A 24006-nucleotide genomic window follows, 5' to 3' on the forward strand; every position below is an offset into this window, starting at 1 on the left:
TCCCTCGGTGGATGGGTCGTCGTCGTCACGGCAGCAGGCCATCGACGAAGGTCACGGGCTGGCCCGTGGCCGCGGATCGGTAAGCGCCGTCGATGAGCGCGATCGTCTTGAGATTGTCACGACCGGAGTTGGATGCCTCGATCCCGCTGTCGATCGCATCCAGCAGCTTCTCCAGCGCGCGGTATGCCGACAGGGGCTTGTTGCCGTCGAGTGCGTATTCATTGACGAACTCGTCGGTGCCCGCCGCTGTGGCGACGACGACCTTGCCGTCGGTGATCCGCAGCGTCCCCTCGTCTCCCAGCACGATGGTGTCCCAGTCGGTGATCCAGCTCGCGAAGCTGTCGGTATACGTGACCGTCACGTCGCCGAAGTGGATCTGGACGCTCGCATCGGTCTCGCCGATCGCGGTGACCGACGGCGCCGAGAACGTGCGGGCGACGAGCCAGGTGGCGTCATCCGGAACCAGCATCCGGAAGCCGTCGAGCCAGTGGACTCCCATCACCATCAGCGCGTGGTGCGGCTGCTCGTTGCGCCACCCCTCATCCTGTCGGTGCATCAGCTCGCGGTGGTTGACGGCCCGGACGCGCCCGATGCGGCCGGCTGCGATCAGCTCGCGGGCGAGCTCGAACCCGTAGTACTCACGGAAGTTCTGGTCGACCGCGAGCTGGACCCCGCCCTCGTCGGCGACGCGCACCAGCTCGAGCGCCTCGTCCAGGCCGGCGGCCATCGGCTTCTCCACCAGGATGTGCTTGCCCGCGGCGGCCAGCTCCCGCACCGTCTCGACCCGCACATGGCTCGGCGTGCACACCACGGCGACGTCGAAGTCGACCGCGGCGAGCGCCTCACTCAACGAGGAGAACGTCTCGGGGATGCCGTACGTGCTCGAGGCCCATTCCCTCCGCTCAGCGGAGGGATCGACCACCGCGACGACATCGATGCGGTCCGGCCGCATCTTGAAGCCGTCGAAGTGCATCGAGCTCACGCCCCCCGCCCCGATCACCGCGATGCGAGCACGTTTTCCGCTCGTCGTGTCGACTGCCGCCATCAGTTCCTCCTGAGGTCCACTGAGGTCGTCATCGACCTCTTCGTATAGGTTTACCCGGTCGAGAGTCACGTCCAAGGAGAGCCCCCATGACCGAAGTCGTCGTCACAGCCGTGTTCCAGCCCGCACCAGGTGCGAAGGAGCCACTGATCGCCGCGCTGCGCGAGGGCATTCCCGCCGTTCACGCCGAGAGCGGATGCCTCCTCTATGCCATCCACGACGCCGAAGACGGCACGATCGTCATGCTGGAGAAATGGACGTCGAAGGAAGACCTCGATGCCCATGCGTCAGGTCAGGCCGTCGTGCAGCTCAACGCGCTCATCACGCCCTACCTCGGGCGCCCCGTGACGGTCACGACGATGACGGCGATCCCCGCGGGCACCGAGCGGCAGGGTCTGCTCTGACCGACCCGTCACCCCGCCCGGAGTGGCTCAAGGCGGTGTGACGGCACCGAAAGGCGGGGTGGTCAGCGGCGGAACGGGTGGGCGTCGATGGCCGCGAGCTCGGCGTCTGTCAGATCCGCTCCCTCAAGTGCGGCCAGATTCTGGTCGAGCTGGGCGACGCTGGAAGCGCCGATCAGGGCGCTGGTGATCTCGGGACGCCGGAGCACCCAGCGGAGCGCGAGCTGCGAGAGATTCTGACCCCGCGCAGCAGCCACTGCCTTGAGCGCGCGTGCCGTGGCGAGGTACTCCTCGCCGATGTCCGACGAACTCATCCAGCGCCCCTCTGCGGCGCGGGAGTCTGCGGGAACGCCATCCAGGTAGCGCTCCGTGAGCAATCCGCCGGCGAGCGGCGAGAAGACGATGCACCCGGCGCCGAGTTCGTCGAGCGCGCCCAGCAGCCCATCCTCTTCGGGCTTGCGGTCGAAGATGTTGTAGCGAGGCTGGTGGATCGTCAGCGGGATGTCCTCGGCACGAAGCGCGGCGGCGGCAGCCCGGGTCTGCTCGGCGTTGTAGTTGGAGATGCCCACGTACAGCGCCTTGCCCTGCCGGACGGCGGTGGCCAGCGCGCCCATCGTCTCTTCGATCGGCGTCTCGGGGTCGGGCCGATGCGAGTAGAAGATGTCGACGTAGTCGAGCCCGGTTCGCTTCAGGGACTGGTCGAGCGAGGCGAGCATCGACTTGCGCGAGCCCCAGTCCCCGTAGGGCCCGTCCCACATGGCGTAGCCGGACTTGGTGGAGACGATGATCTCGTCGCGGTAGGCCGCGAGGTCGCCGTTGATGATCTGGCCGAAAGCCGTCTCGGCGGCCCCCGGCGGCGGACCGTAGTTGTTCGCCAAATCGAAGTGGGTGATGCCACGGTCGAAGGCGTGTGTCACCAGCGCTCGCTGAGACTCCCACCCCTTCGTCGTTCCGAAGTTGTTCCAGAGACCGAGCGAGATGCGCGGGAGCAGAAGTCCGCTGCGGCCGGTGCGGACATAGGGCATCGACTCATAGCGGTCGGCAGCTGCGATATGTGGCATCCCTCCAGTCTGTCGGAACCGCGCGCCTTCGCCCTACGCCTTCGCTTCGAGCAGCCATTCGGCCGCGTTCCGCACGAGGTCGCGGTGCTGCGCAGAGTCGTACGAACTGCCGTCGTGGCCGAGTCCGTCGTAGACGACGCGCGAAGTCGACCGCTGGTGGGCCCAGACGACCGGATGCTCCAACTCATCGTGCACGTGGGTTGCGAGCACTTCGACATCGGGTGAGACGCGGAGGTAGCTGTACCGCTCGTCCACCAGCACGAAGTCGTCGAGGCCGTCGGTGACGGGGTGGCCGGTGGGGAGGATATGGATCTCGGCATTCCCCTGCGGCGGGTGCATCGTGGTGCCGCGCACCCAGCGCCCGCCGAGGATCTCCTCCCATCGAGGATCAGCAGGAAAAGCGGTCGCCACGACGTGACTGGCGAGCAGCGCGCCCCCGGCCGAGACGTAGCGGAGGATTCCGTCCACGCACGCGGTGTCGGTGGGCAGCTCCCGCGCGTTGCTCCCGAAGTTCAGCGCGACGAGGTCCCAGTCGTCCGCCGTCAGGTCAGCGAGCACGGTGGCGACGTCGGTGGTCAGCGTGACGTCGTACCGCGACCCGAGGACGTCGACGAGGCGCTCGGAGGTCTCGGCGAACGGATGCCACGGATCGCTGTACTCACCGGCGCCCGAGACGATCAGAACCTTGCTCACTCGTGTCACGCTACCCAAACGATGAGGGTGGCGCCGATCGATCGACCGGCGCCACCCCGTTTTCGCTCTGTCAGCGCGGGGTCTCGGTCCAGCGCGCTGAAACGACGCGGGTGATGCTCGTCACGGCGCAGAGGCGACCCTCCGCCTCGACGCGCGCACGAGCCGCTTCGTCGAGGTCGATCAGGCTCTCCGTCGTGATCGGGACGATGTGCAGGGTGAGCTCCACCTCGGGTGACAGGTCGGTGATGTCCGCTCGCCAGGACAATCCGTCCCAGAAGCGGTCGCGGATGACGATGCCGTCCGCACGCAGCTGCGCGACATCCCCCTCCCAGTCGAGGACGAGCTCCACGCGGTCCCCCGGGGTGAGCGCATCCACGTCGGGAAGCGCGACCTTCCAGACCGCGGCGACCGCGTCGATCTGCGCGTCGGTGGGCGCTGAGGACCGACCCATGAACTCGCCATAGCGAATCGGCGGGTCGCCGGCCGCGCGAAGGGTGATGAGATCGACCCTCCGAGTCCCGGGTGCGGATCCGGTTTCCGCCTCGAGCCGGACGAACTCCGAACCCGTCCACCGGGTCGCGGTGGGCGCGTGCTCGGCGCGGAGCACGAGCCCGTGGGGTTCGCGCCAGACGGCATCCGGAGAGTCGATGAGATCGTCGCCGAGGTACCAGAGTCGCTCGGCCTGCCGCTCGTCGACGACGAGGACACGGAGGGCGTCGTCCACCAGGAGCGAGTCCCCCGGCGCGACATCGAACGGGTCATCGGCGACGATCTCTTCGTCCGCTGTGAGGATGCGCGCTCCCGGAGCGAAGCTGATGCGTGCGGGGATCCCGTCGTGTGCGCGCAGCACGATCGTGGGAATCTCCCCCTCGACGACGCCCGAAACGGATGCCGTCGCCCACTCGATGCGGACGCCGGCGAGCTCGAGGCGCAGCGGCCAGCGGGCGATGAGCCCGCTCGGGATGTCGATCGGTCGATCGGGCACGACGACATCCCCGCCGCCCAGACCGATCCGGAACTGGACATCGGCACCGCCCGCGAGCGGCTCGTGGGGCTGATGCGCGTTGATGAACAGGAATCCGCTGTCGCCGTCGGTGCGGACTGCCCAGCGCAGTGACCCGAGGTCGTGGATGTCGATCGGCGCGTCATCGGGAAGCGAGCTGTACATGTCGGCGAGACGAGCGCCGAAGGCGGAGAGGAAGGCGTTGTGGTCGCGGAGGAGGCCGAGACTCGCACCCGGTCGCCCGGTCGCGCCGATCGCGGCCTGGAAGTCGTAGTCGAACCGCGGGAGATCGTTGGGGTACTCCGTGGCGTGGGTCTCCTGCAGGTGATCGGCGGGGTTGGTGCCGCCGGCGAACATGTAGAAGCCCTGCCAGGCCGAGCCGTTTCCGATCTTGACGTTCGCGAGCGCCGCGATGTCGCGGCCGCGTGCGATCGGACGCCGATGGTAGGCCGTCGCCATTCCGCCGCCGAGTTCGCAGGTGGCAGGAGGGAACTCGGGGTCCACGTCCCGCACCACGATCTCGACGCCTGCCTCACGGAAGTCGCTCCCGACGCCCGGGTCATCCCAGGAGTGCGTGAACCGGAAGTGGTCGCGGAAGCTGTCATCCCACGGTGCACCTTGATCCGCCCAGAACCCGTCAGAGTAGCCGCCGTACAGCGGGAACACTTCATGCGCGGGAAGCACCGCGCCACCCCATCCCGTGGCGGTCCACAGGGGGGCGGCCAGGCCCGCTTCGCGCGCGAGCGCCTTGAGGGTGGCGATGTGCTCGGGCTGGTCGTAGAGCTCGTTCTCGAGCTGGATGCCGATCACCCGGCTCTCCGGACCGCAGAAGCGGGCGACCTGGCCCGCCACCTGCTCGTACCAGCCTCGCGCCAGCTCCAGGTAGACGGGATCGTTCGTCCGCGCGCCGGGCGCTGCCTCCACCACCCAGTCCGGATGGCCGCCGTTGCGCACCTCGCCGTGGCACCACGGCCCGATCCGGAGGATGACATCGACCCCGACCCGCTGCGCGGTCTCGATGAACGCGGCAATGTCGAGGTCTCCCTCGAAGCTGATATCCCCGCGGACCGGTTCATGGTGGATCCAGAACAGGTAGGTCGACACGGAGGTGAGTCCCGAGGCGACCATCAGTCGCAGGGTCTCTTCCCAGCGCGAGCGCGGGATGCGGCTGAAGTGGAGCTCGCCGGTCACGGGAAGCGACGGCCTTCCGTCGACCTCGATCCAGCGGCTGTTCAGACGCACCCGCGTGTGGCGATCTATCTCATTGCTCATCGCGGGCTCGATGAGCGGCGGCCTCGAGTCCTTCAGGAGGATGGTGCGCACGCCGGATGTGGTTGTTGACATGAGATTCCTAGTGAGGGGGTTGGACTTCGGATCAGCCCTTGACGGACGATCCCAAGCCGGAACCCATGAAGTACTTCGGTATGAAGAGGAAGACGATGAAGACAGGAACTGCGGGGCCCGGCCCCCGCATCGACGATCTATGCACGGAGCATCACCCACTGCTGCGGACCCAGTTCCGCCATGTGATGAGGCCGATCCTGCAGCAGATCGTGCCCTGACAACGAGGTGCGCACCACGGCGTCGCCGTGATTGATCGCAATCGTCACATCGCCGCGATGAATCACCTCGACCGTCGGAGGCAGGTCCTGGTGGGGAAGCGACAACGCGGCCTGGGCGATCAGCCACCTGGCGACTGCCGCTGCTCCAGAGTCGGTCGGCATCGTCGCCAAATAGTATCCAGTGCCGGCTCCAAGGGAGTGCGATGTGAGCGCAGGCCGACCATCACGTCGCCCCGAGGTGAAATGTGCGCGTGCAGCTGCGCCGCGCAGGTCTATCTCCTCAGCCAAGTACTGACCAGTGAACTCACCGAACTCCCCGGCAGCCGTCGCCAGCCTCTCCCCCGGGCCGTCCGAACCGGGTCTCCCCGCGGGAGGAAGCAGAGCGCCGAACTCGAGCGTGGACACGCCGAGCGCCTCACCGAGCAGCGTCTGAAACCCGCCCGACCGGAACTCGTTGGACTCGCCCACGATGTCCGAGTAGGCGGTCACCAAAAGGTGCCCTCCGCCATCGACGAAAGCAGCGAGATTGCGGGCGGCCGCTTCGGTCAAGAGGTAGAGGGCTGGTGCGACCACGAGACGGTACCGGGTCRGGTCCGCGTCTGGTCGAACAAAATCCAACGACATGTGCAACGAGTGGAAGGCGTCGTACCAGGTTCGGCTGAGCTCCTGGTAGTCGACCTTGATCGGCAGGTAGGCGCTTTCGAGCGCCCACCAGGACTCCCAATCAAAAACGATCGCTACGTCGGCGCCGAGATCCGTGGAGCCCAGCGGAGGCAGCTCCCCGACGGCGTGGCCGAGGGCGACCACCTCTTTCCACGTTCTGGTGCCGGTTCCCGCGTGCGGGAGCATGGCCGTCAAGTACTGCTCCGCTCCGCGCGGCGACTGTCGCCACTGGAAGAAAAGAACGCCATCCGACCCGCGCCCGATCGCCTGCGCGCTCAGCGCTGACATCTGACCTGGTTTTTTGGGCGCGTTGCTGGGCATCCAGGTCACGGCTTCCGCCGCCTGCTCCATGAGAAGCCAGGGCTGGTCGGGCTTCAAAGATCGCATCAGATCGTGCACGAACGCCGACGAGCGGAAACTTGTCGGGTCGTTGGGATCCGGATATACGTCGTTCGAGACGAAGTCCAGTTCCRCAGCCCACGCCCAATAGTCGGCGCCCTCAAAAGCGCCCATGAAGTTGGTGGTGATGGGTTGGGTGACCCCGTGGTGGCGAAGTATGTCCCGTTCCATGACGAAGAGACTCAGCAGCGCATCGCTGCTGAACCGCTTGAAGTCGAGAACCGTGGCGGGGTTGCGAAATGTCGGCGCCTGCAACGGCGGCTGGATCTGACTGAAGTCCGTGACCATCTGCGACCAGAAGGCCGTGCCCCACGCCTCGTTCAGCGCGTGGACGTCGCCATATTTGGYGGTCAACCACGTGCGAAACGCGATTCGGGCGTTCTCGGAGTAGTCGCGAGCAACGTGACATCCATACTCATTGTTCACGTGCCACATGACGATCGCAGGGTGATCCGCGTAGCGAGTGACCATCGCCTCGACCAGTTCCGCAGCGAGTCGCCGATACACCGGTGAGGTGGGCGCGAAGTGCTGCCTGCTGTTGGGCCAGAGGACGGCGCCTCGTTCGTCGACGGGGAGAATTTCGGGGTACGAACTGACGGCCCACGGTGGCGGAGACGCTGTCGCCGTTGCCAGGTCCACCGCGATCCCAGCATCGTGCAGCATTCCGAGAATGGTGTCGAGCCACTCCCAGTCGAACACTCCTTCGGCGGGCTGAATCCTCGACCATGCGAAGACCCCGACTGTGACGATGTTGACGCCGGCATCCTTCATGAGCCGGATGTCTTCACGCCAAACCTCGCGTGGATACTGTTCCGGGTTGTAGTCGCCGCCGAAGAGGATGCCGGAGGACTGATTCCATTCGCGAGTCATCTGCCACCCCGCTGCGGGACGCGGGAGCGCGACGACGTCATCCCTTGACGCCCGATCCGAGTGCTGAGCCGATGAAGTAGCGCTGTGCGAACAGGAAGATGAACAGTACGGGCAGGATGTACAAGATGGCGCCGGCGGCTTGAATGGTCAGGATGCCGTTCCCACGGGGGTCGAGGTAGCCGACCGCCGTCGCCACGGCGAGTGTCGTGTTGTTGATGTTCAGCAGCAGGGCGGGAGCGAGGAAGTCTCCCCACGCCCAGGTGAACGACAGCAGCAGCGACGTCAGGATCACGGGGCGAGCGAGCGGCAGGAAGATCCTCGAGAAGATCCGCCACCATCCGCAGCCGTCGATGATCGCCGCGTCCTCGAGTTCGATGGGGATGGCGGTGAAGAACTGGCGGAACAGGAAGATCAGGTACGGCGTGCCGGCCAATCCCCAGAGAACCCATGGCCAGTACGTACCCACGATGCCGATGCGGGAGAACAGGATGTAAGTCGGAATCAAGGTGGCGATCGACGGGATCATCATGGTCGCGATGACGATGGTGAACAGTGTCTTGCCGCCACGTCCGCGGAGGCGGGCGAAGCCGAATCCCACGAGCGCGCTTGTCGCGGTCGTCAACACCGCGGTCAGCGTTGAAAGGAACAGCGAGTTCAACGCGTACTTGCCGAAGTCGATCCGTGTCACCGCCTCCACGAAGTTCGACCACTGGGCGTCGACGTCGACGATCGCAGCAGCGCCCTGGGAGAGTTGACCGGGGGAAGCGATCGAGATCAGGAACAGCCAGACGAACGGCACGACGAAGATCGCAACGGCGACAACGACCCCGATGTAGGTGTACGCGGATGCGCGCTGGCTGTCTCCGCCGATGCGGCGGCGACGCCGCCGTGGCTTGATCTCGTCCGGCGCCCTGTCGATGGGTGCCGAGATGTTCTCGATGAATGTAGTCATGTTGTTTCTCTGTTTCGTTCTAGTCGCTGGCTTCGGTGCCGACTTGGTAGAACACGAACCGCTTGCTCAGCCGCTGCAGCAGCAGGGTGAACAGGAGGACGAACACGAAGAAGACCCACAGCATCGCTGTCCCATAGCCGAATCGCTGATTCGTGAAGAACTCGTTGTAGACCTCGACCATGAACAGCCGGGTGCTCTGGGGGACGGTGGCTGACGCGGCCAGCCGGTTCGATTCGGCGAGCAGCAACGGCTGCACGAGGATTTGCAGTGTGCCGATCACGCCTGTGACCACCTGGAAGTACAGCACCGGCGAAATGAGCGGGATCGTCACGCTCCGGATGATCCGCCACGTGCTTGCACCATCGATGCGGGCGGCCTCTTCCAGCTCCACTGGCACGTCCTGGAGTGCGGCGAGCGAGATGATCATGCCGCCGCCGATGCCCCACAGCATCATGACGATCAGCGCGTAGAACGCCCACGGGTCGGCGAGCCAGGTCACCGCAGGGATGTTGAAGATCGCCAGGATGCCGTTCGCGAGACCGGCGTCGCGATTGAAGATCAGACGGAACGTGATCGCAACGGCCACCACGGGAACGACGGACGGCACGAAGAAGATCGCTCGCACGAGACCACGCGCCCGGATCCGCTGATTCACCAGCACGGCGAGGAAGAGTCCCCCGGCCACGCTCAATGGCACGACGACAATCGTGAAGACGAACGTGCGCAGCAAGCTCCCCCACGCGCCTGGGTCATCGGTGAACAGTTCGATGTAGTTGCGGAAACCGATGAATCTCCAGATCGGCGAGTACCCGTCGAAATTCGTGAAGCTGACCACCAACGCGAAGATGAGCGGCGCGAGGGTGAGGAAGAGGAATCCGAGAACCCACGGCGAGACGAACAGGTAGAACGTACTGGTGCGGTAGCGCCGCCAGCCGCGGCCGCGAGTGGGAGCACTCGCGACCGCGGCCGGTGCCACCGAAGTGGCGGTCGTCATCCCAGCTGGTCCTTGCCCTGGGCGAGCAGCTTGTTGATCTCGTCCTCGACGGTCTGGGTGGCCTCAGCAGTGGTCTTCTCACCCTTGATGACCGCCTGCAGCTGGGCGTCGATGGTGTCGATCCACGCCTGCGCCTGGATGTACGGAGAGTCGGGAAGCAGCGTGTTGAATTCGAACTCACCCTTGGCCGTCTCCAGGGACTGCGTCTGATACGGGAAGTCGCTCGGGACGTAGTCGAGAAGGGACTTCAGGCTCGGCACACCCCAGCCGCTCTTGGCACGGTCGATCGCAGGCTGACCGGCCATGAAGTACTCCATGAACTTCCATGCCGCGTCCTTGTGCTTCGATGCGGACGGGATCCACGCCCCGATTCCGCCGTTGAAGCTCGGGCTGACCCGCTCGTCGAAAGTCGGAGCGGGAGCCATCGAGATCGTGTCCCGGAGACCGGCGAACTCGTCACCCGTGAAGCCACCACCGAACCAGAACCCGTCCATCGTCGTCGCCATCTCGCCGGTGCCGAACACGTTCATGTCCGAGCCGTCCGGAAGCGGGTTCAGCGAGGTCGGGCCAACGTCAGCCTTGGCGTAGTCGACGAACCACTGGAATGCGCGCTGAGCCTCCGGCGACGTGAAGTCCGCCTCCGTGAGGTCCGCGTTGTAGATGGTGCCGCCCTGCTGCAGGATCATCGTGAACATCGGTGCCGCCAGGCCCCACGCCCATTCGACGCCAAGGCCGTGCTTCGCGCCCCCGGCCTTGAGTTCCTTCGCGACATCCAGCAGCTCGTCCCAGCTGACCGGCTCGGTCGTGCTCAGCGGTTCGACTCCGGCCTGCTCGAACAGAGCGGTGTTCTGCCAGATGGTGGCATCCGGACTCCAGTCCTTCACGATGCCGTAGAGCGAGCCGACACCCGACTTCTTGCCATCCCATCGCCAGTTGTTGTTGATGGGAAGGAGTTCATCCTCGGTGATGACCTTGCTCTCGGCGACGTAGTCGTCGAGCGCGGTTGCGAGACCCTTGGCGAAGGTGTTGGCGGACGGAGCTCCGCGCACGAAGTCGGGCGGGTCGCCCGCCGCGAGCATCGTGTTCAGGCGCGTCTGGTCGAACTCGATGAACTCCACCTTGATGTTGGGGTTCTCGTCTTCGAACGCCGCGATCTGCTCGGGGCTGAGCTCATTGCTCGCGTACATGACGGAGATCGTCTGGTCTTCGTCGGCGCTGACTGATTCGCCACCGCTGGCGCTGCAACCTGCGAGGGCGAGTGCGCCGACGGTGAGCAGGGCCGCTGCTGCGGCCATCCTCCGCCTCGGTCGTGCTGTGGGATTCGTGGACATCGCTGTCCCCTTTCTCAGTGGTGTGGTGCTAGGTGGATATGTTCCTGGTGTCCAGGTCAGGGCGCCGACTCGCGCACGATCAGTTCGGTGGGAACCGTGAGTGCGAGGGGCGAAGGGGGCGGATCCAGCACAAGCCGGACAATCTCTGCGCCGATCGTCGCGAAGGGCTGGCGAAGTGTGGTCAGTGGTGGATCGCAGGTGAAGGCGATGCCCGCGTCGTCGAATCCAACGACGGCGACGTCATCCGGCACCGAGCGGCCCGACGCGTGCATCGCGGCCACCACGCCGACCGCCATCGCGTCGTTCGAGGCGAACACCGCGTCGATGGATGGGCCCTCCGCGAGCCGAGCTCCGGCGATTCTGCCGCTGGCGTGGCTCCAGTCGCCGACGATGACGAGTTCGGGATCGAACGGAAGGCCAGCCGCTTCCAAGGCCTCGGCGTAGCCGGCAAGCCGGTCCTGCCCGCCGGCGACGTCCGTGGGACCCGTGACCGTCGCGATCCGTCGGCGTCCGCTCGCAATGAGATGCTCGACGCCCCGTCGCGCACCCGCACGGTCATCGGCTGCGACGCTGCTGATGATGTCGCCGCCGATCCGTCCGCACGAAATGGCGGGGATGCCGCACTCCGCCAGGGCGGCGTTGATGGGATCATCGGCCGCTGCCGAGAGCAGCACAACGCCGTCGACGTGGCCGGCGGTTGCGAAGTCGAGTGCCCTCGCTCGTTCACCCTCCGTTGAGGCGGTCATGACGATGAGGTGCCGGTCCTGTCTGTCCAGCGCCGACGTGATGGCGCCGAGGAGGACGGCGTAGTTCGGATCGCCGAAGAGTCGATCTTGAGGCTGAGTCAGCAGGACGCCGATCGCCGACGCCCGACCCGTCGCGAGAGAACGCGCCACGCGATTCGCGCGAAAGCCGGTTTCGCGGATGGCAATGCTGATCGCGTCCGATGACTCGGCTCCGACCCATTTCCCGCCGTTCAGATAGCGCGACACCGTGCCGTGGGAGACCCCGGCCATGCGCGCGACATCCCTGATGGTCGGACGCCGCGTGCCAGAGGGTGGGGACGGGATGTCGCGACCCGCGCTCGATGTGGACTGCATGGCGCTCCCCCCGTCCTGAATCCTCGTTGACTGTGACCGGTCACAACGGACTGACTGTAACCGGTCACAACCCTGGCGGTCAAGCGCTGCCGAGGCCAGCCGTGCATCATCGCTGTCGAGCGGGACTACACCGCCGCGAGCGACTCGAAGTCGGCCTGCCGGCGGAAGTGCGTCGGGCTCACGCCGTTGACGGCTCGGAACTGCCGCGAGAAGTACAGGGCGTCCTCGTAGCCGACAGCGCTGGCGATCTGCGTAACCGGCAGCTCGGTGGTGAGGAGGAGCTCTCGGGCGCGAGCGCTGCGCAGCCTCTTCAGGTACTCCTTCACCGACGTCCCGGCCGAGGAGCGGAAGAGTGCAGAGAAGTGGGACGTACTCAGTCCCGCCATCGCTGCGAGCTCTGGGACGGAGAACGTCGTGTCGAGGTTGTTGCGCAGATAGTCCTGCACGTGACGAATTCGATCATTGGCGGGCCCCGCCCCTTGCATGCGACTTGCAGTGATCTGGGCGAGCACGCGCCACATCGCGCCGGCGGCTATCAGCAGCATCGGCATGGTCTCGTCCTCCTCGAGCGCGCCGACGGCCTCTTCGAGTGACTGCACCGCCGAGTAGACGTCTCGAAGTCGCACGACCGGGTGCGCGCCGTCCTTCAAGATGGCCGCGACGAAGTCATCTGCATCCTCGCCCGTGACGTGCGCCCACCAGATCGTCCAGGGGTCCCGCCGATCGGCCTGATAGCGATGGCGCAGGCCGCGAGCGAGCACGACCGCGTCGCCGCGTTCCACCCTCTCCGGATTCTGCCCATCGACTTCGACCCATCCGGCTCCGTCCGTGCAGACCATGACAACGGTCTCGCGAGCCCCGTATGGCCGGGCGCGGCCGTGCTGTGCCGCGTGGGGAAAGTAGCCGGCATCCGTCACGAGGAAGCGCCGCACGATCGGATGACTCCGAGCTGCCTCGACGACCGGACCCGGGAGAACCCGCAAGCGCTGACCGGGGAACCCTTCAGGTAAGTACACGACGACAGGATAGCGCGGGTGGAGACCAGCGATTCATCCATCTGTTTCGCTCCGAATGTCCTAGTCCAGTGGTCAGATCTCGACGTATCTTCATTCATATGTGCTCATCGCGCGATACCACCGCCCTGCCGGCAGCAGCGACGACCCTCCCGTTCGTACTGCCCGAGGCGCCCGCCGAGCTGCGCGCTTCACTCGAGGGGGGGAACGCCATCGCCTGGTACGAACCCGTGGAGATCCCCACCTACGAGCCGCACGATCCCTCGGCCTTTCCGCTGTACCTCGATCGGCGGGTGTACCAAGGCTCGAGCGGGCGCGTGTACCCGCTGCCCTTCACCGAGCGCATCGACTCGGTCCCCACGATGCGGCGGTGGAACGCGGTCCACATCGAGAACCAGTACCTCCGCGTCATGATCCTCCCCGAGCTGGGTGGCCGGATCCACGTCGCGTACGACAAGACGACGGACTACGACTTCTTCTATCGCAACAACGTCATCAAGCCCGCGCTCGTCGGATTGGCCGGCCCGTGGATGAGCGGCGGCGTGGAGTTCAACTGGCCGCAGCACCACCGTCCCGCCACCTTCCTGCCCGTCGAGTCCACGATCGAGAACCACGACGACGGCAGCGTGACGGTGTGGTGCAGCGATCACGACCCGTTCGCTCGCATGCGAGGCACCCACGGCATCCACCTGCGGCCGGAGAGCTCGACCATCCGACTGGACGTGCGCCTGCACAACCGCACGAGCCTCCCGCAGACCTTCCTCTGGTGGGCGAATGTCGCCGTGCGGGTGCACGACGACTACCAGTCCTTCTTCCCCGAAGACGTCAGGTTCGTCGCCGACCACGCCCGCCGTGCGATCACCGCCTTCCCCCAGGCCGATCGCCCGTATTACGGCGTGGACTACCAGGAGCGCGCCAGCGAAACGCCCGGTGCCGATCGACTGGACTACTACCGCAACATCCCCGTGCCGACGTCCTACATGGTGGTCGACACCGATCACGAGTTCTTCGGCGGTTTCGATCACGCCGTCGGGGCCGGCTTCGTGCACTGGGCCGACCGGCGGGTGGCGCCCGGAAAGAAGCAGTGGACCTGGGGCAACGCGCCCTTCGGCCGGGCGTGGGATCGCCTGCTGACCGATTCCGACGGCCCCTACGTCGAGCTGATGGCGGGCGTCTACACCGACAACCAGCCGGACTTCTCGTGGATCGCACCCGGGGAGTCCAAGCGATTCAGCCAGTACTGGTACCCGATTCCCGCGATCGGCGTCGCGCACGAGGCGACACCGGATGCCGCGATCCACGTCGAGCGGGGCTCGGAGTTCTCCGCGGCCGTCGCGGTCACGTCGCCGCAGCCGGCAGCGCGACTGCGCGTGCTGAGCCCGACCGGCGCTCAGCTCGTCGAGCGGTCAGCCGACCTGGTTCCCGGAGCACCCTGGCACGTCGAGTTTCCCGTTCCGTACGAGGCCGGGATGACCGTGCTGCTGGTGGACGCGAGCGGGGCTGCCCTCGTCGAGTGGCAGGCGCCCGTCGGGGTCGACGAGCCATCGGAGCCGTGGACCGCGACGGCGCCGCCCGCGCCGGCTGAGGTGGCGAGCGTCGATGAGCTCTTCTACATCGGCCAGCACCTCGTGCAGTACCGCCACCCGAGCCGCTCGCCGCTGGAGTACTGGACCGAGGCGATCCGTCGCGATCCCTCCGATTCCCGGGTGCTGACCGCTCTCGCTGAGCTGGCGTTCCGGGCCGGCGAGTACGACACCGCGCGCGGATASGCGGTGCGGGCGCTCGCGCGGGTCACCGCCCGCAACGGCAACCCGCGGCACGCCGAGACGCTGTACCTCCTCGGGCTGATCGAGTCCAGGCGCGGCGATCCGCGCTCTTCGCGAGCCGCGTTCGCGAAGGCAGCGTGGGACGCCGCCTTCGTCGCGGCCGCGGGGCTCGAGATGGCGCGCCAGTACGCCCGCGAGGGCCGTCTCGAGAATGCGCTGCACGATCTCGACGAGCTCGACGCCGTCGCAGCCGACGACCGTCGCCGAGGACCCCTTCGAGTGGTGCTGCTGCGACGGCTGGGGCGCCTGGCGGAGGCAGACGCGACCTTGTCGCGTCTGCTGGCACAGGAGCACCTCAACCCCACGCTCCGCTTCCTCGAGTCCGGAGCACTGCCCGCCGACGGCCACCTGGCGCTGGACGTTGCCCTCGAACTCGCGCAGTCCGGCGAGGACGACGTGGCCCTCGAGGCGCTCGCCGCCGTCGCGGCGATCGGGGCGAGCGGAGCGGGGAACGTCGCGCCTGTCGCGCATTACCATCGGGCCGCCATCCTCGACCGATCCGGTCGGACAGAGGATGCCGCGGCTGCGCGCGCCGCTGCCCGAGCGGTCGACCGCAAGTGGTGCTTCCCCGCGGGACTCGACGACCACGATGCGCTGCTCGCCGCCGTGCACGCCGAAGACGATCCGGTCGCCGCCTCGCTCCTCGGGATGCTGCTGTTCGATGTCGGTCGACGCGCCGATGCCCTCGCCCTGTGGGAGACCGCAATCCGTGCCGGTGGCGACGACCCGCTCCTGCTTCGCAACGCCGGTCTCGCCAGCTACAACGTCGCTCACGATGACGCGCTGGCCGTCGAGTACTACGAGCGGGCGCTCCAGCTCGATCCCGCGGACGCGCGCCTGCTCTTCGAACGCGATCAGCTCGCGGCACGGCTGGGCGAGACCGATGCGCAGCGCCTCGAGCGGCTCGCGCAGCGGTTCGAGGTGGTCGCCGAACGAGACGACCTGGTGGTGGAGTACGCCGAACTGCTGGTGAGAACCGGGCAGCCGGAGGCCGCGCTCGCCCTCATCGAAGGTCGGAGCTTCCAGCCCTGGGAAGGCGGCGAGGGCCGAGTCCTGGGGGCATGGGATCGCGCGCGGGCCGCGCTCGGACTGCCGATCGCCGAGCCTCCGCTGAGCCTCGGCGAGGGTCGCCCACTGTACGAGGCGCCGATCGCACGCCGAGCAGACGGGGAGGTCGACTACTTCGCGACCAGCCTTCCTGACCTGCTTCTCTTCTCGAGGTCCTGACGCGGTCTTCCTGCGCCCTCACGCCTCGGCGTGATTTCAGTTTTGGGGCGAGTACGAACGGGCGAGCGCAATGCCCGCCTCACGCAGCCAGCGCGCGGGGTCGGCCATCGCGGCCGTGCCGCTGCCGGCGAGGTCGGTGAGCGAGACGGATGCCGCGAACCCCGATCTGTCCGCTTCCGGTGCGATGCGTCCCGCGACGAGCGCGACCGGCACGCCGGCCCGCGCGGCGAGCGCGGCGACGTGTGTCGGCGCCTTGCCCGCGGACGACTGACCGTCGAACGAACCCTCGCCGGTGACGACGACGGATGCCGCGGCCAGCGCCGCTCGCAGCCCGATGAGTTCGGCGACCTCGGCGGCGCCAGGGACGAGCCGGGCACCCCAGGCGAGCAGCCCGAAGCCCACACCACCTGCGGCACCCGCTCCAGGAGTCGTCGGGTCGGCGGGGAGGAGGGCGGCGAGCCTCGCGAGGCCGGCGTCCGCGCGTTCGACGGCGGAAGGATCGAGTCCCTTCTGCGGGCCGAACACGGTCGCCGATCCGGCTGCGCCCAGGAGTGGATTCGTCACGTCGGTGAGCACGACCACGCCGCCCACCGGATGAGCGCGGAGGCCGCTGAGGTCGGCACTCTGCACCGAGTCGAGGCCGCGCGCACCCGGCGGAATCGGCGTGCCCCCGGCATCCGTGAATCTCGCGCCGAGAGCGGTGAGCAGCCCGGTGCCGCCGTCCGTGGACGAGCTGCTGCCGATGCCGAGCACCAGCCGGGAGACGCCAGAGTCCAACGCCGCGGCGATCGCCTCGCCGAACCCGCCGGAGTGCGCATCGAGCGGCAGCAGCGCATCACCGAGCAGCTCGATCCCGGAGGTGGAGGCCAGCTCGACCACCCCGGTGCCGTTCGGTGCGTCGGCTGTCGGCGGAAGGAGGAGCCAGGATGCCGCGACCGGTCGCCCGTGCGGACCCGTCACGGTGACCGGCATCCGGATGCTGCCCGGGACGGCGGCGGCGAACGCAGCGAGCGTGCCCTCTCCCCCGTCGGCCATCGGTCGCGCGAGGATCTCGGCGTCGGGCAGCACCGTGCGCCATCCCGCCGCCAACGCGGCAGCGGCGTCGGCCGCGGAGATCGATCCCTTGAAGCTGTCCAGGGCGAGGACGACCTGCATCGCTGTGGCCATGCTCGTGCCCGCCTAGGGGGAGGGTGTGAGCGGGGTGCTGTCGCGCAGCACGACCTCGAGCGGGAGCGGGCGGGCTTCGGCATCCCACTCCTCGTCTACGGCGGCGCGCAGCGCGCGATAGCCGACGTCCTCGAGGGGGACCCTGACGGTGGTGAGGCCGGGCGTCACGTCCTGCCCCGCGGGGATGTCGTCGAACCCGGCGAGCGCGATGTCCAGGCCGACCACCCGGCCGGCTTCACGGACTGCCGACATCGCGCCGATCGCGACGACGTCGCTGATCGCGAACACGAGGGTGCCCGGCTGGACGCCGTTGAGGATCGCCTGGCGCATGAGCTGCGACCCCGACTCGCGGGTGAAGCCGCCGCGGTACACCCGCAGCACATCGCCGCCACCAGCGGCGAACCCTTCGGTGAATCCGGCGGTGCGATCGTCCGAGGTGACCACGCCTTCGCCGGCCGCGAGCACGATCGCCTCGCGGTAGCCGCGGGCTCCGAGCGCGAGGCCCGGAGCGCGCGCGCCGCTGGCGTTGTCGAACGTGACGGAACGCGCTCCCCCACCGCCCGGTCCGAGGACGACGACGCGGCCGCCGCCGGACGCGAGGGCATCGAGTTCGGCCTGCACCGTCGGGTCCGACGACTCGGTCGTGCGCGACGCGGCGAGGATGAGGCCCCGCGGGCGCTGCCCGCGCAGCGCCCGCACGAGGCGCGCCTCGCGCGCGGGGTCGCGCTCGGTGATCGAGATCGTCACGACGAGTCCGGCTTCGTCGGCGCCGCGGGCGACCCCCGCCGCGATCTGGCCGAAGTACGGGTCCGCGATGTCGGCGACCAGGAGTGCGATGATCGCCGAGGTGCCCCGGGCGGTGGCCTGCGCCGAGACGTTCGCGGTGTAGCCGAGCTCCAATGCCGCCGCTTCGACCCGCTCGCGGTAAGCCTCCGCGACCGTGCGCGTCGAGCCGTTCAGCACCCGGGACGCGGTCGCGAGCGACACGCCGGACGCACGGGCCACATCGTGCAGCGTCGGCGCAGAGGTTCGTGCCCGCGCCGTCGGGGAATCGCTCACGAGCGGGAGTCTACGGGTGCGCCCAGGAGCGGCGAGATCGCCGTGCCGAAGGTCTCGGCGGTGCGACGCACGACATTCTCCGGGGCATCCGCCCAGATCTGCTCGTTGAAGATCTCCACCTCGATGTCGCCGCGATACCCGGCGTCGAGCACGGCTCGGGTGAGCGAAGCGAAGTCTATGATCCCGTCGCCCGGGTAGTGCCGGCCGAGCAGCACGTCAGCGGGCAGTGGGGTCTTCCAGTCGCACACCTGATAGGTCGCGATGCGTCCCTCACGGCCGGCGCGGGCGATCTGGTTCAGCACATCGGGGTCCCACCAGATGTGGAACGTGTCGACGGTCGCACCGACCACGGCCGGGTCGAAGTCCGCCGCGATGTCGAGCGCCTGACCGAGCGTCGAGACCACCGCGCGGTCGGAGGCGTACATCGGATGCAGCGGCTCGATCGCCAGCGTCACACCCGCGGCCGCGGCATCCGGAGCCAGTTCGMCGATCGCGTCACGCACGCGCTCGCGGGCGCCGATCAGGTCGCGAGATCCTTCGGGCAGACCCCCTGCGACCAGCACGAGGATCGCCGTAGACCCTGGTGCTCCTGCGGCGGCGAGGATTGCGGCCTCTTCAATCGCCACGCGGTTGTCGTCGATCGCGGCACGCCGCCGCGACCCCTCCGGCAGGGTGAAGAACCCGCCACGGCAGTGCGTGGTGAAGCGCAGGCCGGAATCGGTGAGCCGCTTCGCGGCGGTCGCGAGGCCGACCTCCTGCACCGGCTCCCGCCACAGGCCGATCGCCTGCACGCCCGCGTCCGCGGTGACCCGCAGGGCGGTCGCGAGATCCGCGTACTTGATGGTCGCCTGGTTGATCGAGAGCCGGGGATCGGGGGCGGTCATGCGTCCACTCCATTCAGGCGCAGCATCCCGTGCCACCGCTGCGCGGCGAGCTCCGGCTGCTCGAGGGCGTTCGCGACGTTCGCGAGCTCGACGATCCGCGAGAGATGCGGAAGGCTCCGCGCCGAGTGCAGCCCGCCGACCATCTGGAACGCCGACTGGTGTCCGTTGAGCCAGGCCAGGAACGCGACGCCGGTCTTGTAGTAGAACGTGGGGGCGGCGAAGACCTGACGGCTGAGCTCCTCGGTGGGGCCGAGGAGAGCGAGATACCGGTCCGGGTCCCCGGCGTCGAGCGCCTGGATCGCGGCGGAGGCGACCGGGGTGATCGCGGCGAAAGCGCCGAGCAGGGCGTCCGAGTGGCCGCCCGCACTCGGCGGCTGCTGCGCGCCGGGCACGTCCGAGCCGCCGATGAGGCCGACGTAGTTGAAGTCGTCGCCGGTGAACATGCGCACCCCCTCGGGGAGCCGTTCGCGCACCGAGACCTCGGCCGCGGCGTCCAACAGGCTCATCTTGACGCCGGCGATCTTGTCGGAATGCTCGCCGATGATGTCGAGGAGGACATCGGATGCCGCAGCCCAGTCGGTCGAGCCGAAATAGCCCGCGAGCAGCGGGTCGAACGCGGTGCCGAGCCAGTGCAGCACGACCGGGGTCGTCGCCGACGCCAGGACCTCGCGGTAGACGCGGCGGTAGTCGTCGGCCGAATCGGTGGCGCGGGCAAGATGGCGCGAGGCCATCAGCACAGGACCGGCGCCCTGCTCTTCGGTGAAGTGCAGCTGCTCCTTGTAGGCGTCGATGATCGCGTCGAGCTCGATCCACCCCTCGGCGACGTGGTCGGTGTTCACGCCGACGACGACCGAGCCGCCCTCTTCGCGCGCCACTTCGGCACTGCGGGCGATCAGCTCACGGGTGGCGACGGCATCCAGTCCCATGTTGCGCTGCGCGGTGTCCATGGCGTCGGCGACGCCGAGACCCCACGAGTACACCGAGCGGCGGAACGCGAGGGTGGCGTCCCAGTCGATCTCGGCGGGCTGCCCTGGGGTGTTGTCGGCCCAGGTCTTCGGCACGACGTGCGCGGCGGCGTAGGCGACGCGGCTGCGCAGCGGGGCAGTCGGCTTGGTGAACGAGGGCGCCTCGGCCAGCTCGGCCGTCGACGTCGCACCCTGAGCGTCGAGGAGGGTCAATCCCCCGGTTGCTGAGCTCTGTCGAAGCACCGTCTCACTCCAGGGTCAGCGTGCGGATCTCGACCTTGCGGCCTTCGCGGCTGGACTCGAGGCCGGCCTCGGCCAGCAGCACACCGCGGGCACCCGAGAGCAGGTCGAACTCGTAAGGCGTGCCCTCGACGTAGGAGACCAGGAACTCCTCCCACTGCTGGCGGAACCCGTTCTGGAACACGTCGTTCGTGGGAATCTCGGCCCAGTCGGCGTCGTAGTCGTGGTCGTCGGCGAGGTCGGGATTCCAGACCGGCTTGGGCGTCGCGTTGCGGTGCTGGATCTTCGCACCGAACAGCCCGACGACCGCGGAGCCGTGCGTGCCGTCGACGTGGAACTCGACGAGCTCATCGCGGTTGACGCGCACCGTCCAGKACGAGTTGATCTGGGCGATCACGCCGCCCTCGAGCTCGAAGATGCCGTAGGCGGCGTCTTCGGCGGTCGCCGCGTAGGGCTCGCCGTTCTCGTCCCAGCGGGTCGGGATGTGGGTGGACGCCTGCGCGTACACCGTCTCGACCTTGCCGAAGAGGTTCTCGAGCACGTAGTTCCAGTGCGGGAACATGTCGACGATGATGCCGCCGCCGTCTTCGACCCGGTAGTTCCAGCTCGGGCGCTGGGCGGGCTGCCAGTCGCCCTCGAAGACCCAGTAGCCGAACTCGCCGCGGACGCTCAGGATGCGGCCGAAGAACCCGGAGTCGATGAGCCGCTTGAGCTTCTGCAGGCCGGGGAGGTAGAGCTTGTCGTGCACGACGCCGGTCTTCACTCCGGCGGCAGCGGCGAGGTTCGCCAGCTCGAGCGCCTCTTCCACGGACTCGGCGGTGGGCTTCTCGGTGTAGATCGTCTTGCCGGCCGCGATGGCCTTGCGCAGGGCCGTGGAGCGCGCCTTGGTGACGAGGAAGTCGGCGTAGATCTCCCAGCGCGGGTCGGCGAGGGCTGCATCCAGGTCGGTCGTGTAGTCCTCGATGCCGTGCTTGGCAGCCAGCTCGGCGAGCTTGCCGGCGCTGCGACCGACGAGGATCGGCTTGACCGTCACGCGCGAGCCGTCGGGCAGTTCGATGCCGCCCTGATCGCGGATCGCGAGGATCGAGCGGACGAGGTGCTGGCGATACCCCATGCGGCCCGAGACGCCGTTCATGATGACGCCGATCTCACGCACCTGGGGACGGTTATCGGATGCCGGGGCAGGAGCCGGGGCGAGAGTCGTGTCAGTCACGGGGTTCTGCTTTCTTGAGTGAGTCGGTCGACATTGACATCTGGGTAAACGCTTTCCCGCTATTGTTGCACGGTCTTCAGAGCACAGGCAAGCCCGGGGTCAGCGGCGCCTTCGACGTTCGGGGATCGCGACGACAGCGAGGGCGGCGCAGCCGAGGGCGGGGATGACGAGGGGTACGAGCGCCCACGTCGCGACTCCCACGAACACGGCAGTGGCGACCAGGAAGAGCGCCCCGGTGACGTCGGCCGCCAGTCCAGCAGGAACGCCGCTGACCGCGGTGCGCCAGCCGGCCTCCGGAGTCCACGCCCCCGCGGCCGCGAGGAGCGCGACCGCGACGGCAGTGAGGAGGGCCCAGCCGACGACGGCCATCGCGATGCCGCCAGGCAGCGCGCCGGAGTCGGCCAGAGCGATGTCGAACATGAGGAGCAGCACGAGCAGGAGCCCGATCACGCCGACGACGAGTCCACCCGGGAGTGCCTTGAGATAGTCGCGCCAGAACTGGCGCTGGTGGGATGCTTCGGCGTTCAGGTAGCGGCGCAGGTGATGGATGCCGGCGGCCAGGGCCGCGGGCAGTGTGACCAGCAGGATCCCGCCCGCGGTGACGAGCAGGCCGACCAGCAGCACCTCTCCGAAGAGCGCGAACGCGCCGGTCACGCCGGGGAAGCGCATCGGGGTGCGCTCCTCCAGAACGGGTCCGGCCCCGGACAGATCCGCCCGACGGGCAGCTCGCTCTTCGCGTCTTGTGGCCATGACGSTCAGCCCTTGAGTCCCTGGGTGGCGACGCCGTCGACGAGGAAGCGYTGGAAGACGAGGAAGAAGCCGAGGATGGGGAGGAGGGCGATGAAGGAGGCCGCGGCSGTGGCGCCGTAGTCGCTGSTGGAGGTCTGGTCGACGTAGAGGCGCAGCGCGATCGGGAGCGGGTAGTTCTCCGGGCTGGTGAGGTAGAGSAGCGGTCCGAGGAAGTCGTTCCAGGCCCAGATGAACGCGAAGATCGAGCAGGTGATCAGGGCGGGTTTGATCAGCGGCAGGATGATCGACCAGAAGATCCGGATGTGCCCGGCCCCGTCGATGCGGGCSGCTTCGTCCATGTCGCGCGGCATCTGCCGGATGAACTGGACGAGCAGGAACACGAAGAACGCTTCGGTGGCGAGGAATTTCGGCAGGATCAGCGGGATGAACGTGTCGACCAGGCCGAGGGTGTTGAACAGGATGTACTGCGGGATGATCACSACGTGGAACGGCAGCAGCAGGGTGCCGATCATCGCGGCGAAGAAGATGCCGAGRCCGTTGAAYTGGATGCGGGCGAACGCATACGCGGCCAGSGCGGACGAGAACACCGTGCCGATCACGGAYCCGACCGCGATGATGAAGGAGTTCAGGAAGAACTTCCACATCGGCACGCCGGCGATGCCTTCGGAGACTTTGATGTAGTTGTCGATGGTCGGGTTGTCCGGCAGGAGTCCCATGTTCTGCCCGAACTCCGCGTTCGGCTTGAACGTGGCGAACAGCAGCCAGACCAGCGGGTAGAGCACGACCGCGGTGATCGCGAGGAGCACGACGAACCAGATGATGGTCTGCCAGGTCTTGCGCTTCACCTTGCGGCGGCGGGGGGCCTCGGTGGGGGTGGTGCCGGTGTCGGTGGGCTGGAGGCCGTCGAGCTGGTTTTCGACCATCGTGAACGACGGCTCGCCGAAGCTTGCAGTGGTCATCGGCTGTCTCCTGAGTAGTGGACCCATGATCTCTGGGTGCGGAAGAGGATGAACGCGATCACCGCGACGACGATCAGCAGCACCCAGGCGATCGCGGACGCGTAGCCCATCTGCCCGTCGGAGAAGCCTCGCTTGTACAGGTAGAGGGTGATGAAGTTCGTCATCCCGGCGGGACCGCCGGAGCCGTTGCTGATGATGTACGCGGAGGTGAACACCTGGAACGCGGCGATCAGACCGAGCAGCAGGTTGAAGAAGATCACCGGGGACAGCATCGGGACCGTGACCGCCCGGAATCGATGCCAGGGACCGGCGCCGTCCATCTCGGCCGCCTCGTACAGTTCCCGGGGGATCTGCTTCAGGCCGGCGAGGAAGATCACCATGGTCGCACCGAACTGCCACACGGCGAGCAGGATCATCGCGGGGAGCACCAGGTCGGGGTTGCCCATCCAGCCGCCCAGGTTGATCCCGAAGAACGACAGCGAGTTGTCGACCGGGCCGTCCTCGGCGAACATCGCCCGCCACACGATCGCCACACTCACGGACCCGCCGATCAGCGACGGGGCGTAGAACGAGGACCGGAAGAACCCGGCGCCCTTGTCCCGGAAGTTCAGCAGCATCGCCACCCCGAGGGC

At 67.7% G+C, this 24006-nt stretch carries 20 protein-coding genes; 2 read left to right on the plus strand and 18 right to left on the minus strand.

Annotated features, from left to right (window positions below; genetic code table 11):
* Positions 1 to 25: 25 nt before the first annotated feature.
* A complete protein-coding gene (locus AC1DVT_RS02255) occupies positions 26 to 1045 on the minus strand; it encodes a Gfo/Idh/MocA family protein (protein ID WP_477386162.1) in 1020 nt (339 codons plus the stop codon).
* Between the two features lie 86 nt (positions 1046 to 1131).
* Here AC1DVT_RS02255 and AC1DVT_RS02260 point away from each other — a divergent pair, with 86 nt between their 5' ends.
* A complete protein-coding gene (locus AC1DVT_RS02260; RefSeq protein ID WP_477386164.1) occupies positions 1132 to 1446 on the plus strand; it encodes a putative quinol monooxygenase in 315 nt (104 codons plus the stop codon).
* Between the two features lie 62 nt (positions 1447 to 1508).
* Here AC1DVT_RS02260 and AC1DVT_RS02265 read toward each other — a convergent pair whose 3' ends face one another.
* The 9 genes from AC1DVT_RS02265 to AC1DVT_RS02305 form a co-directional block, all read right to left on the minus strand.
* Positions 1509 to 2504, minus strand: coding sequence for an aldo/keto reductase (locus tag AC1DVT_RS02265; RefSeq protein WP_477386166.1), 996 nt, complete (start codon positions 2502 to 2504; stop codon positions 1509 to 1511).
* A 33-nt stretch (positions 2505 to 2537) separates the two neighbouring features.
* Entirely contained in the window at positions 2538 to 3197 is a 660-nt protein-coding gene (locus AC1DVT_RS02270) for a ThuA domain-containing protein (protein ID WP_477386168.1), read from the minus strand.
* Positions 3198 to 3267: 70 nt separating this feature from the next.
* Positions 3268 to 5544, minus strand: a complete 2277-nt coding sequence (locus tag AC1DVT_RS02275; RefSeq protein WP_477386170.1) for a beta-galactosidase — start codon at positions 5542 to 5544, stop codon at positions 3268 to 3270.
* Positions 5545 to 5681: 137 nt separating this feature from the next.
* Positions 5682 to 7694 (minus strand): beta-galactosidase, encoded by a 2013-nt coding sequence (locus tag AC1DVT_RS02280; RefSeq protein ID WP_477386172.1) that lies wholly within the window; start codon positions 7692 to 7694, stop codon positions 5682 to 5684.
* Between the two features lie 37 nt (positions 7695 to 7731).
* Positions 7732 to 8646 carry a carbohydrate ABC transporter permease gene (locus AC1DVT_RS02285; RefSeq protein ID WP_457101683.1) on the minus strand — a complete coding sequence of 305 codons (915 nt, stop codon included), beginning with the start codon at positions 8644 to 8646 and terminating at the stop codon, positions 7732 to 7734.
* Between the two features lie 19 nt (positions 8647 to 8665).
* Entirely contained in the window at positions 8666 to 9640 is a 975-nt protein-coding gene (locus tag AC1DVT_RS02290) for a carbohydrate ABC transporter permease (protein WP_457101682.1), read from the minus strand.
* Entirely contained in the window at positions 9637 to 10935 is a 1299-nt protein-coding gene (locus AC1DVT_RS02295; RefSeq protein WP_477386174.1) for an ABC transporter substrate-binding protein, read from the minus strand. Before AC1DVT_RS02295 ends, AC1DVT_RS02290 begins: the two co-directional genes overlap by 4 nt.
* 92 nt (positions 10936 to 11027) lie before the next feature.
* Positions 11028 to 12071: a LacI family DNA-binding transcriptional regulator gene (locus AC1DVT_RS02300; RefSeq protein ID WP_477386176.1), complete on the minus strand. Its 1044-nt coding sequence runs from the start codon at positions 12069 to 12071 to the stop codon at positions 11028 to 11030.
* Positions 12072 to 12196: 125 nt separating this feature from the next.
* On the minus strand, positions 12197 to 13087 hold the full coding sequence (locus tag AC1DVT_RS02305) for an AraC family transcriptional regulator (RefSeq protein ID WP_477386178.1): 891 nt from the start codon (positions 13085 to 13087) through the stop codon (positions 12197 to 12199).
* Between the two features lie 98 nt (positions 13088 to 13185).
* Here AC1DVT_RS02305 and AC1DVT_RS02310 point away from each other — a divergent pair, with 98 nt between their 5' ends.
* Entirely contained in the window at positions 13186 to 16137 is a 2952-nt protein-coding gene (locus tag AC1DVT_RS02310) for a DUF5107 domain-containing protein (RefSeq protein ID WP_477386180.1), read from the plus strand.
* 36 nt (positions 16138 to 16173) lie between these two features.
* Here the strand turns inward: AC1DVT_RS02310 and AC1DVT_RS02315 are convergent, their stop codons facing one another.
* The 8 genes from AC1DVT_RS02315 to AC1DVT_RS02350 all read right to left on the minus strand — a co-directional run.
* On the minus strand, positions 16174 to 17304 hold the full coding sequence (locus AC1DVT_RS02315) for a glycerate kinase (RefSeq protein WP_477386182.1): 1131 nt from the start codon (positions 17302 to 17304) through the stop codon (positions 16174 to 16176).
* Between the two features lie 12 nt (positions 17305 to 17316).
* On the minus strand, positions 17317 to 18363 hold the full coding sequence (locus AC1DVT_RS02320) for a LacI family DNA-binding transcriptional regulator (protein ID WP_477386184.1): 1047 nt from the start codon (positions 18361 to 18363) through the stop codon (positions 17317 to 17319).
* Complete coding sequence (locus AC1DVT_RS02325) at positions 18360 to 19247, minus strand: sugar phosphate isomerase/epimerase family protein (protein WP_477386186.1); 888 nt, start codon at positions 19245 to 19247, stop codon at positions 18360 to 18362. Before AC1DVT_RS02325 ends, AC1DVT_RS02320 begins: the two co-directional genes overlap by 4 nt.
* A complete protein-coding gene (locus AC1DVT_RS02330) occupies positions 19244 to 20425 on the minus strand; it encodes a dihydrodipicolinate synthase family protein (protein ID WP_477386188.1) in 1182 nt (393 codons plus the stop codon). Before AC1DVT_RS02330 ends, AC1DVT_RS02325 begins: the two co-directional genes overlap by 4 nt.
* Positions 20426 to 20459: 34 nt before the next feature.
* Positions 20460 to 21665: a Gfo/Idh/MocA family protein gene (locus AC1DVT_RS02335; protein WP_477386190.1), complete on the minus strand. Its 1206-nt coding sequence runs from the start codon at positions 21663 to 21665 to the stop codon at positions 20460 to 20462.
* A 99-nt stretch (positions 21666 to 21764) separates the two neighbouring features.
* Positions 21765 to 22415 carry a hypothetical protein gene (locus AC1DVT_RS02340; RefSeq protein ID WP_477386192.1) on the minus strand — a complete coding sequence of 217 codons (651 nt, stop codon included), beginning with the start codon at positions 22413 to 22415 and terminating at the stop codon, positions 21765 to 21767.
* Between the two features lie 5 nt (positions 22416 to 22420).
* Positions 22421 to 23338 carry a carbohydrate ABC transporter permease gene (locus tag AC1DVT_RS02345; RefSeq protein ID WP_477386198.1) on the minus strand — a complete coding sequence of 306 codons (918 nt, stop codon included), beginning with the start codon at positions 23336 to 23338 and terminating at the stop codon, positions 22421 to 22423.
* A gap of 32 nt (positions 23339 to 23370) precedes the next feature.
* A partial coding sequence (locus AC1DVT_RS02350) for a carbohydrate ABC transporter permease (RefSeq protein ID WP_477386194.1) occupies positions 23371 to 24006 on the minus strand: 636 nt, incomplete at its 5' end.

This window comes from Microbacterium sp. P2_F9 (assembly GCF_056403635.1).